Source organism: Brevibacillus sp. MER 51 (assembly GCF_023714195.1).
Lineage (GTDB): Bacteria > Bacillota > Bacilli > Brevibacillales > Brevibacillaceae > Brevibacillus.
The window spans coordinates 630,187-642,723 of sequence record NZ_JAMAUS010000001.1 but is presented as its reverse complement, the minus strand read 5'-3'; the positions used below and the strand labels follow the sequence as shown (position 1 = coordinate 642,723).

The following is a 12,537-nucleotide window of genomic DNA, read 5'->3' as shown; positions in this document are numbered from 1 at the left end:
GCTAGAGAAGGAGAACAAGGGATGTAATTCCCGTAATTTTCAGAAATAATAATTTATGGAAAATTCATTTGACACTACAGAAGAGTCATCTATATAGTTGAAATTGGAAGTATTTGTAATCAATTTGATTTTTTACCATGTCTGAATTGTGGTTGCATCTGCACAATTCAGAAAGGGGGATATGCTTTGCGCCAGGATAAGAAGCAATGGAAGGTCGGTTATCCTTTAAGTCATCCACAAAAGCGTATCTGGTATACGGAAAAATTACATCCACAGCTTCCTATCCATACGTTAGGGGGGATGGTGCGGGTGCAAGGAAAGGTGAAGCTGGATGTACTGGAAGCCGCTATTCACCTGTTCGTTCAAAAGAACGATACCTTGCGACTCAACTATCAGGAGGAAGAGACAGTCACTCAGTTTGTTGGAGAGTACGAACCGCAGCCATTGCAGGTGTTTGATTTCAGACAGGAACAGAATGCGCCAGAGCGGTGCAGACAATTTCTGCAAGATTTGTTTACAAAGCCGTTTTCGATCGGACAAGAGCCTCTGTTCTACTTTTGTCTGATTCAACTGAGTGACGAAGAAGCGGGGTATTTTGTAAAGCTGCACCATTTGATTGCTGATGGTTGGTCTATTTCAATCATGACAGAACAAATTGCTCACTATTATGACACGTTGTTGGCAGGCGGTACCGTCCATGTAGGAGATGAACACGCTTATCAAACTCTTGTCGAAAGGGAGCATGCCTATTCTCAGACTGAGAGATTTGAAAAGGACAAGCGATACTGGCGGGACAAGTTTCATAGCTTGCCCGTAATCACGACATTACAAAAGGCGACAGATACTACCGAAGGCAAGCGCAAAGTTTATGCATTCAACCGCGAAGATTCGACAAGAATACGCCAGTTTGCAGACCAAATGAAATGCTCGCTAAATTCCTTGTTTGTGGCTCTCGTGAGTCTTTACCTGCAGCGCTGTACGAGGCAAGAAGAAATCGTGATCGGTACACCGCTGTTAAACCGTTCAGGCAAAGTGGAGCGCAAAATATTCGGGATGTTCACCAGCACTATGCCATTTCGTCTGGCAGTTCCGATGGAAATGGATGCTATCGATTATGTTAAATATGTCAACAGGGAACTCACTTCCTGTTATTTTCATCAGAAATATCCGTATGATTTGCTGGCTCAAGAGCTGGAGCTGAAGAAGCATGGCTATGACAGCCTGTTTCAGATTTGTGTAAATTATTACAGCACGCAGTTGCCATTCACTCTTGGTGGCTACCCCGTGACTAACGAGGAGTTTTACAACGGTCACCAGTTGTATTCGCTCCAAGTGATTATCAGAGAATGGGCAACAGATGAACAATTGACAATGGAATTGGACTATAAGATAGCCGAGTACACAGAAGAAGATATTGACCGAATAGCGGATCATCTCATAAGGCTTCTCAATCAGATGATCTCGAATCCGGAAGTACCGCTTTCCAATCTGAATTTCCTTGCTGACGAAGAGTTGGCACTACAACTCCATACGTGGAATGATACTGCTGCTTCCTATCCCAGCGAGAAGACAGTTGTCCAGTTGTTTGAAGAGCAAGTAATACGCTCACCACAGGGAGTTGCGTTGGAGTCAGAAGGGCGCTCGCTGACATTTAAGGAACTACAGGATCAAGTGAATCGACTCGCTCAGTCATTGCGAAACCGAGGAGTTGGCCCTGGCGTAATTGTGGCGTTGCTGGCAGATCATTCGCCAGAGATGATCATCGGGCTGTTGGCAGTGCTAAAAGCTGGCGGGGCTTACCTTCCGATTGATCCTCAACTCCCTTCTCAGCGCATCGAATATCTGCTGTCTGATTCTGGAGCGGACCTGTTGCTTCGTCACACTTCGCGAACAGAGGATATTTCGTGGTCTAAAGAAATCCTAGAGCTTGGTGATTCGTCCCTGTATATAAAGGATGGCGCAACTCTGGAATTGGTTAGTCAGCCAGATGATTTGGCCTATGTCATTTATACATCAGGCTCTACTGGAAATCCGAAGGGAGTCATGGTGACTCATCGAGGGCTGGTCAACTATATTTCGTGGGCGAAAGACCGCTATCTTTCCGGTCCTGAAGAAGCGTTCGCTTTCTATTCCTCGCTAGCATTTGACTTGACGGTTACGTCTATTTTTTGCCCGTTGGTAAAGGGAAATCGGATGGTTATCTATCCGCACTCCGATTCTGAGTTTGTATTATCGCGCATCTTTAGCGATGGACGCTCCCATGTTGTAAAGCTGACACCTGCCCATCTGTTTTTGCTGCAAGAAATCGCTTTGCCTAGTACCACGGTAAAGAGAGTGATAGTGGGCGGCGAGGACTTGAAGGTGAGTCTGGCTGAGGCGATTCATGCGAAATGGAACGGACAAATTGAAATTCTCAATGAGTATGGCCCTACCGAAACAGTAGTTGGGTGCATGATCTATCAATACGATCCAGTGATCGATACCGAAGGGTCTGTACCGATTGGACATCCGATCAGTAACGTGCAGCTCTACATTTTGGATTCATATGGCAACCCAATCCCAATCGGATCGACGGGAGAGTTATTCATCTCAGGAGATAGTGTGGCACGGGGGTATCTCAACCGCGAGGAATTGACGCAAGAGCGTTTCCTGCCTGATCCGTTTCAGCCAGGTAAAGTGATGTACAAGACGGGCGACCTGGTTCGCTATCGGTCTAATGGAGTCATGGAGTATCTGGGGCGGGCTGACTATCAGGTGAAGATTCATGGTTACCGCATTGAATTGGGTGAAATTGAACAACAGCTACTTGGTTATTCTTCTGTGCGTGAGGCCGTGGTGATTGATCGCATGGATACGTGGGGGCGTAAGTACCTTTGTGCTTACTTGATCACGGAAACATCTTTCCGGGAAAAAGAGCTCCGCGAAGAACTGGCGAGTCGATTGCCCGCATACATGATCCCTTCGCAAATTGTGCAGCTTGAACAGTTTCCGTTGACCTCAAATGGCAAGGTAGATCGAAGACTGCTTCCCGAACCTGTCATGGAGCGAAAAGGTGTGGGGGATGAAACCAGTCCTCGTGATGAGTTTGACAAGATATTGGTTGACGTGTATGAGGACGTGCTTGGTCATTCGCCGTTTGGTCTACATGACCCATTTTCCCAACTAGGCGGGGATTCGATCAAGGCGATTCAGGTTTCCTATCGATTGCATCAGCGAGGAATCAAGATTCCCGTAAGAGACATCTTGATTTATGACACGATTACAGAATTAAAAGCGAGAAGTGACTGGAGCTGGGGAGTGGAACAGATCTCGCAAGAGCCGTGTACTGGCGAGTTGCCGTCATCTCCCATCGTATCTTGGTTTTTGTCACAACAGTTCCGCAATGCTGATCATTGGAACCAGTCGTTGCTCCTTGAAAGCAAGGAAAAAGTAACGCTGGAAGAGTTTGAAGCGAGTCTGTCTGCACTGGTTAACCACCATGATTGTCTGCGACTCAATTACTCTGCAAAAGATGGGAAGCTCTTTTACAATGAGCGCCACCTGACCAATCGCGTGTCAGTGACTTGCGTCGATCTTTCTTCCTTACCGCAAGAAGAACAGGAGAGTAGAATGCTTGAGGCGATGCGAGCTTGCGCTGTTAGCTTCAAGTTGGAAGAATCTTTGCTGTTTACCGGTTGTCTCTTTGAATTAGGTCCTGATCGACCTCAGCGATTGTTTCTGACGGCCCATCATCTTGTAGTGGACGGTGTCTCCTGGAGGATTCTCCTGGAAGATTTGATGAGTGCCTTGGCCAGTCTGAAACGTAATGAGCCGATTTTCTTGCCAGATAAAACACATTCGATGCAAGCGTGGATCAAGGAAGTCTCCGCCTTTTACCAGTCGGATCAGGCAAGCAAAGAAAAAGCATATTGGGACATGTTTTCCATCCCGGAAGACAAACTACCGACTGACTTCGATTTTGGCGAAGACTTGGTAGAATACAGCGCTACATCTACGCGAACACTTTCAGCCGAGATGACGTCGCGACTGTTGACGACGGCCAACCGAATGTTCAATACGGGTCCCCAAGACTTACTGGTTGCAGCACTTACCCGGACATTATCTGGTGTATTTGATAGGGAGCGTCTCTTACTGGTAATGGAGTCTCATGGGCGTGAGTCTTCTATCCATACGATGAACATAACCAGAACAGTAGGATGGTTCACCAGCATGTACCCTGTTTTGTTCGAAACGAATCTATCCAATCGGACCGAACACCTAAAAGGGGTAAAGGAGAAGTTGCGCCAGATTCCGATGGGTGGGCTTGGGTTTGGCTGGCTAAAGCCTCAGCTGCTCGCGGCTGTGGAAAAGTCCCAAGTTCGATTCAATTATCTGGGATCGGTGGATAATCAACTAAGTGATGATCTGGTACTAATGGGAGGAAACTTGGCAGTTGATGCCGGGGTGGGGAATCATTTGACTGCACTGCTTGACGTGGCTGCTCTCATTCGTCAAGGAGAACTTCAGGTTTCTGTTACGTACAGCTTGCGCAAGTATAGCGAGGAGACCATGGAGAAGATACTTGCGCTGTTTTTCAATGAATTGGAGCAGCTCATTGATCATTGTTGCCGTCAGGAGGTCCCTGAATTCACTCCATCGGATTTTGAAGATGTGGAATTGTCGCAAAAAGAGCTGGATCTGCTGTTTGGTTAGCAAGCGAATCTCATGCGTGTTTAATGAATAACAGGAGGGATTACATTGAGTGTCAAGGTATTAATGGGAAAAAAAGGATTTGAGGAGTTCGCAACAATTGTCGGCTTTACAGAAGCTGAGAGGGAAGAACGCAGTGCATTACTGGAGCAGTCTTATATGCCATTCAAGGTGACTCGCTATTATGCCGAGTTGATTGCGAGTCAATCAGAGCCTTATCGTACCCAGATGATCAATATCGTGCTTCCGCCACCGGGAGTAAAGCCCTATAAAGGCCGTTTTGATCCGTATGGAAACAAGTCGTACCGTCAGGATGAAACAGCTTTTCTGCAACACAAGTACAAAAAGACGTTGTTGCTTCACATCGACGATTTTTGTATTGCCAACTGCCAGTTCTGCTATAAAGTGAACGAAATTCGCCATGAGGATATTGGATACACCAATATTATGGACAAAGCAGAAAGGGCAGTGCAGTATTTGGAAGCCCACCCGTACATCGATAATGTCCTCTTTACCGGTGGAGACCCTGCTTCCTTCCGTAAAACTTCTGACTTAATCAAGCTGATCAGTACGCTATTGAGTGTGAAGAGTATTCGACTCGTTCGTTTTGCAACCAAGGCTTTGGCCTATGACCCTGCTCGTTTTCTTGATGGAGAGCTGCTGGCGTTTTTCGACCAAGTAAGACAGACGCCGGGCAAGCAGGTAAGTGTAATTTCTCAGTTTAACCATCCTGGGGAAATAAGCGACGTTTCAATTCAAGCAACGCAAGCACTGCTATCCGTCGGTGTCCAGATTCGCGGACAGCCTGCCATCATTCGTGGCGTTAACGATTCTGTCGAGACCTTGATCGACTTGCAGCGCAAGTTTTTGGATAATCGAATCATTTCGTATTATTTGACGGTATTTATGCCAGTCAGGGGAGTCGAGCAGTATGCCATTCCGTTGGACGAGGCGTTCCGGAATGTGGCCGAGTCCAAGCGCAATCTGGGTGGCTTGGAGAAAAAAGGGGTACTTCTTACTTCCCACGACTTTGGAAAATTAGAGATTTGTGGCTTTTATCCGACAGCCGAGCGCCCTGAAAAAATTGTTTTGAAATGGCATCAAGCAGTCGGACCAGACTATCTTCCAGCGCGGTTGAAGGAATTAATTCCAACCCGTTCAGAAGACCTGATGATTTTGGACTACAAACAGGGAGAGATGTACTGCCTCGACCATGTTTTCGAACACAATGGCTTGCCGTACGTGAATGCAGATGGGGAGATCGTGGAAAACCTGCCGAGTGAAGCAGTTCGGTAAGGGAGTCAGGAGAGAAAAATTGTGATGAACAAGATCGACAAAAACAATATAGCTGACATTTTGCCGTTAAGTCCGACGCAGGAGGGCATGCTGTTTTATTACCGACTCCAAAAGGACTCCAATCTGTATTTTGAACAGCATCGGCTAACCCTTCGTGGCAAGTTTCAGCTGGAGTTGTTTACGCAGGCCGTTACGATGGCGTTTGAGGCCAATGAAATGCTCCGTACGGTTTTTCGCTGGGAGGGGCTTCAGGCCCCTGTTCAGCTCATTCTCAAGCAAAAGACATTGGAGATTCCTTATTTCGATTGGAGCGAGTTACCATCTGGAGCGCGTGAAAGAAAACTGTCTGCTTTGTTGTCACAGGACAAGCAAACACCTTTTACGCTTGAGTTGGGCAATACCATTCGCATTCAAGTAGTGAGGATGGAGTTGTATCGTTATGAAGTCATATGGTCATTTCATCACATTCTCATGGACGGATGGAGTTCCGGCATTCTCCTAAGAGAGATATTTACAGCGTATGGGCAATTGTGCTTGGGACAGTCCCCTGCGATCAAGCAGAAGGCGAAATACAAGGAGTATCTGCGTTTTCTCAAAGAAGCTTCGAATGAACAATCGTTATCGTATTGGAAAGATTCCTTACAAGGAATTAGCTCTCCTACGCCGCTTCCCTATATGCGGGAGGATCGTAACAAAGAGCAGCAGTATTCTTCTTATCATCTTCGGCTCAGTCGAACGCTTACGGATACATTGGAGGAAACATCCAAGCGTAACCGCGTGACAATCAGCACACTGTTGCAAGCCGCATGGGGGATTTTACTGCAAAAATACAGCGATACGCGGGATGCTCTTTTTGAAGTGGCGTACGCTGGTCGTCCTGCCCATCTCACTGGAGTAGAGGAAATCGTCGGACTCTTCATCAAGACGTATCCACTCCGGATCAAACGGACAGAAACGACAACAGTCAAAGATCTGCTGGGTGTCATGATGGAAGAACAGCACCAGATGGCCCCGCATTTGTACGTGCCATCGGTTGAGTTGAAAAACTGCTCAGAGATGGACGCACAAACCCCTTTGGCGCACAGTTTGTTCGTTTTCCAAAACTATCCCATCGACAAGACGCTGGCCGGATTGGAACTTGACTTCGAGCTGGAGAATATCACTTCACATGAAACAACCGATTATCCATTGGTGCTGGAAGTAACACCAGGCGATGAATGGACAATCCATGTCAACTACCAGGCATGGAAGTTTCAAGCGACGGAAATCGAACGCCTGGCGCTTCACTACCTGAGCCTTCTCGAGCAGATTGCGGCTGATTCGGATCAAGAGATTCGTGACCTTACCCTGCTCAGTGATCGTGAGCGGCAAGAGATGATTGAGGAACAGATGAAAGTCGTGCCAGTTCCGAGTAATTACTGCGTGCACGAGTTGATTGATCAAGCGGCAGAAAAAACACCGGATGCAGTTGCGCTTATACACGGAAAGCAGACTGTGACCTACAAGGAGTTACAAGAACAAGTGAATCGCCTGTCTTGGGCTCTGCAAAAGGAGGTGACAGATGCAGGCCGACCGATAGTTATCATGTGTGATCGTTCCCCTGAGATGATTACTGCACTGCTGGCTATCCTCAAAGCTGGGTGTTACTATGTCCCGCTTGATCCAGACTTGCCAAAAGCGCGAATTGAACAGATCGTAAGCCAGATTCAGCCTAGTCTGATTGTGACGGAAGGCAGCTATCTGGAACTCGTCGCTGACTTGCAAACAAGGGTGTTTCGACTGGATGAACCAGCATGCTGGGCACAGGAGTTAACTCCAACACCACAGCGAAAAGCGGCACCTTCAAGTACGGCTTATGCCATCTTTACTTCTGGTTCGACAGGTACGCCAAAAGGCGTGCGTGTAAAGCATGATCAATTAATCAACGCTCTTTGGTGGCACATAGAATTTGTCGGGTTCGGAGAGCAGACGAGAACGTTGCAGATCGCCACATTAACTTTTGACGCATCAGTTGTCGAGATTTTTTGCACACTGATCAGTGGCGGTACCCTTTGCTTATTGCAGCGACACGAAAACAAGTCCCCGCAAAAATTAGCGGCTGCCATCGAGAGTCAACAGGCAAACGTGATACTCGTCGTCCCTACGATGTATCACGCTTTGCTTGACCACGTGGCTGATGGCTCGCTGAATTCGATTCAAAAAGTGTTGTGTACAGGAGAGATGCTGTCTTCTTCATTAGTGGAAAGACATGCAGCCTTGCTCCCTCAAGCGCAGATGTACAACTTGTATGGTCCGACGGAAAATAGTATCTCGGCATCGGGGTATTGTGTACCTCGACAAGGGCCTTTTGAAAACCCGCTTCCGATTGGACATCCGAGTTACAACGTTCGTGTCTTTCTTCTGGACCAAGATTTTCATCTGTTGCCCAAAGGGGTAATAGGGGAAATGTACGTAGGCGGGATGGGTGTAACGGAAGGGTACATCGCTGACGAGGAAAAAACCAGAGCGTCTTACTTACTGACCCCATATGGCAGACTTTATCGTACAGGAGACTTGGCTTGCTGGACGGATGAAGGACATCTGCAATATTTTGGTCGCAAGGATTTCCAGATCAAGATTCGTGGCAACCGCGTTGAATTGGAGGAAATAGAAGCTGTCCTGCGCCGTCAGCCTGGTGTCAGGGAAGCAGCGGTAGTGGCCATTCAGGAGTCAAAGCGCGATCCTTATCTGGTTGCATGCTTGGCTGCAACGCATCCCATTGAGGACCACGTACTGCGAGAAGCAGTGCTGACTTATCTGCCTGACTATATGCTACCTGCCTTTTTTGTCCATCTTGGTGCCTTGCCTCGGACGCAGAGTGGAAAAGTAGACAAGACTGCCTTGCAACGTCTGGATTACACGAAGTATCGCGCGGGAAAGGAAGAGGCCCCGGCAGATGAACTTGAGCAGCAATTGGCCCAAATATGGCGCGAGCTTTTGGCAATCGAAAAAATAAGCGTGCACGATCATTTTTTCTCGCTGGGAGGCCACTCGCTGAAAGCCGCTCAACTCGTGACCAGATTGCAAAAAGAAAGAAAAACAGACATCACGATCAGGGATGTATTCCAGAACCCCACCATTCGACAATTAGCGGACCGCATCAGGGGGAGACAGCCGATATCCTACGGGCCGATTGATCGGGTCAGTCAAGCCGAGAGATACAGGGCTTCTTCTTCACAGAAACGAATTTTCGTGATGCACGGGATAGAAGGCGAAAGCACCAGCTACAACATGTCGGGTGTAATCTCGGTAAACGGTCATCTGGATGTAAGTCGAGTGAAACGTGTGATTAAGGAAATCATCCAAAGGCATGAAGCATTCCGTACTTCGTTTGCGGTACAGGATGGAGAAGTGTATCAGTACATCAGCGACAAAGTGCCATTTGAGATCCAAACCATGCATAGCGATGGCAGGACATTGGATGAACTGATGGAAGACTTCCGGCAATCCTTTGATTTGACGGAAGCCCCTCTCCTTCAGGTTTGCCTGGTTGAGGTCACAGCTACTCAGCATTATCTGTTGTTCAACTCTCATCATATTATTTTGGATGGTATTTCTCTGAACGTGTTAATGGAAGACTTCGCCAGGTTGTATATGGGTGAAGAGCTGCCTGCACTGCCTATTCAATACAAGGACTACGCCGACTGGCAGTGGCAGAAGCGGGGGAGCGAGCAGTGGAATCAGCAGGAAAAATACTGGGTAGACACTTTCAGCGACCGAATCCCGCTCATGTGTTTTCCATTGGATTACCCACGTCCTTCCGTTAAGACATTCCAGGGGGATCACCATACGTTCTTCATTTCTGATTCTACGTACAGTGATTTGCATGCATTTGCCAAGCAGAACGAAGTCACAGTCCATGCTGTTTTGATGTCGGCTTATTACGTGTTGTTGATGAAATACACGTCTCAGGAAGATTTCGTTGTCGGTTCACTGGTAGCTGGTCGAAACCATCCCGATTTGGAGCGAATCGTCGGCGTCTTTATCAACTTCCTACCGATTCGCAATCGTCCACGTGCCGATCTTTTGTATACCGATTTTGTACAAGAGGTTCAGCGCAGTCTGTTACTGGCCTACGAACATCAGGATTATCCGTTTGAAGAAATCGTTGCCCGTAGCGCCGCGGGCATTCAGCAAACGCAAAATCCATTGTTTGATACGATGCTGATCTTCCATAGCCAGCGCGAGCAAGAAGTCAAATTTACCCTTGGCGACGTGCAATTTGAAGAGGTTCCGCATGAATCGAAGACGTCGAAGCTCGACTTTAAGCTGGATATTACACCACTCGCCGATCAATTCAGGTGCGTGCTTGAATACGATACCCAGTTGTTTAAAGCGGAGACAATGGAAGGCTTCGCTGGCAACTATTTGCGTGTACTCGCAGCGCTTCTGAAGCATCCAAAACAGCGATTGGATGATGTTGATATCGTGCATCACCAAACAGAAAAAGAGGGCGTGATGAACCGCCTTCATCATGTCGGAGTTGCCGTTCCAGAACTGGGTCCGGCTCAAATCATGTATGGCACTCTCGGATTTGATGCGAGCGATTCACTCCATGATCCAGAACAAAACGTGTATCTCTCGATGTGCATGAAACCGAACTGTGTGCCAATCGAGCTAATCGCGCCTGTCGATGAAACGTCACCTTGCGTTCGTTTGTTGGAAGAGAAGGGGACGGGTCCGTACCATCTATGTTATTCTATTTCCAATATTACTCAATTTTTGAAAAGGTTAGTCGATTCTGGTTTCAAATACGATTTGGTCAGCGCACCTAAGCCAGCGGTGCTCTTCAATCATAGACTCGTTGCCTTTCTCTTTGTGGAATCGGTAGGACTGATTGAACTTGTAGAGAGCGAGGATATGAAGCATGACGAATGGTACAGCAGCGATCAGCAATCTGCGATCCGGTTGCTTACATCAGATGCTGATCAGGCACTATCGTTCTTTACCTTCCTCGGCTACCGTGTTCACGAGAAATATCTGGATCGGCAATCGCAAGCCAGTATCATCACACTAGGCAAAGCGGAAGAGAGCAGCATTCAGTTAGTTCAGCCTCGAATGGAGCACTCGCAAGAACAACGGGAGCTCTTGAAAAGTGGTTGTGGCGTTTATCAAATCGAGGACAGAGTAACGAATCTGACCGAACGGATCGACACACTGATTGCGTGTGGCATTCCCGTTACGTTTGCAGACCAGGCAGGATGTAATCTGCAACTGACAGATGCCCCCTACCTGATTTTAACGGACGGGAAATCAGCAGCACAAAGAGCTAAGCCGATTCTAGGCGAGTTTCAATCGGAAACAACGCTCATTTATTCCTTCATTCAAGAACGATTGCTGAAGCAGGAACAAGAAGAGGGGATTGTGGCTGTCAGATGTTTTGACATTGAGCTGCGGGGCAGAATCGAACTGGCGTATATGCAGCAAGCATGGCAAGCTCTCATGCGACGTTTCCCTCAGCTGTCGCCACAAGGCCTATCGGAACAGATTCCGCTGGCGCTTTGTGATTTACAGGAGAAAAGCGAGGCAGAGGCAGCGGTATGGTTGCGAGAACGCTTGACTGCCGAGCAGAAGAGGCCGTTTGAGGACAAAGCAGGATGTTTGGCTCGATTTGAACTGGTAAAGCTGGCGGCTGATCGCTATCGGTTGATTGGAAGTTTGCACAGCTCCTTGAGTGATTGGCGAGGTCTCGGAATTCTCCTGGAAGAATGGGAGGCTCTTTATCAGGCGATTGCACAAGGGCATGAACCAACTGTGGAAGAACCGCCTCGCTACGAAGCATTCGCTGTTTGGCAGAAAAAAATGCTTTATTACGGACATCTCGAGGCCCAGCGTCACGAGTGGTTGACAGCAATTAATCCAAATTCTGCTCAACCTTTTGGTACGGGTGGGGTAGCGAAACGACAGGTCGAGCAGTATATCGACCCGGCAAGTCACGCGGATTTACTGCATGTATCTGCTCATTCCAATCAGGAGCTGGGAGACATTTTGCTTGCCTCCTACCTGTTGTTGCTTCGTCAGGTCACCCAGTTGCCGAGTTTGACACTTGGGGTGGTGACGACGAACCGGACGCCAGGTGTGCTGGAACAAACGCTAGGCAACTTTGACAACATCGTACCGCTCACCATCGATATGCAGACGATTCATTCGTTTTCACAATTAGTGGATCAAACGAAGCAAGTACGTGCCCGGATGCAAGCGCTCGCGTTGTATCCGTCAGAGCACTGGCAAGCGACGATGAACATGGAATGGCCGACACTTTTTGTCAACCAGACCATTCCGTTCAAAGCTCAGTCGGAAGTTTGGAAACGTGAAGTCAAGCGATCAGTCGAGCCAGAAATGGCCGGAAGTCCGTTAGTTCTTCAGGTAGCAGAAACTTCGGAAGGTATCCATGTCGTTTTTACCTATGATCCAGCTATGCTTCAGACGTCATATGTTGAATCGCTTTCAGATCGTTATGTGAAAATCTTAAAAATGTTAGCAGAAAAAACCAAAATAAAGTAAAAGGGGTAG

Annotated in this window: 3 protein-coding genes; all 3 read left to right on the top strand. The window is 47.7% G+C overall.

The features are described from left to right. Window positions 1-186 precede the first annotated feature (186 nt). Genes edeP through edeN form a run of 3 tightly spaced genes read left to right on the top strand, consistent with a single transcriptional unit; the run spans window position 187 to window position 12,528 of the window. On the top strand, window positions 187-4,692 hold the full coding sequence (gene edeP / locus M3630_RS02375) for an edeine non-ribosomal peptide synthetase EdeP (RefSeq protein ID WP_285860101.1): 4,506 nt from the start codon (window positions 187-189) through the stop codon (window positions 4,690-4,692). Window positions 4,693-4,737: 45 nt separating this feature from the next. After that, window positions 4,738-5,985 carry a lysine 2,3-aminomutase gene (locus tag M3630_RS02370; RefSeq protein ID WP_173607819.1) on the top strand — a complete coding sequence of 416 codons (1,248 nt, stop codon included), beginning with the start codon at window positions 4,738-4,740 and terminating at the stop codon, window positions 5,983-5,985. 24 nt (window positions 5,986-6,009) lie between these two features. Further along, window positions 6,010-12,528 carry an edeine non-ribosomal peptide synthetase EdeN gene (gene edeN, locus M3630_RS02365; RefSeq protein ID WP_251251320.1) on the top strand — a complete coding sequence of 2,173 codons (6,519 nt, stop codon included), beginning with the start codon at window positions 6,010-6,012 and terminating at the stop codon, window positions 12,526-12,528. Window positions 12,529-12,537 lie beyond the last annotated feature (9 nt).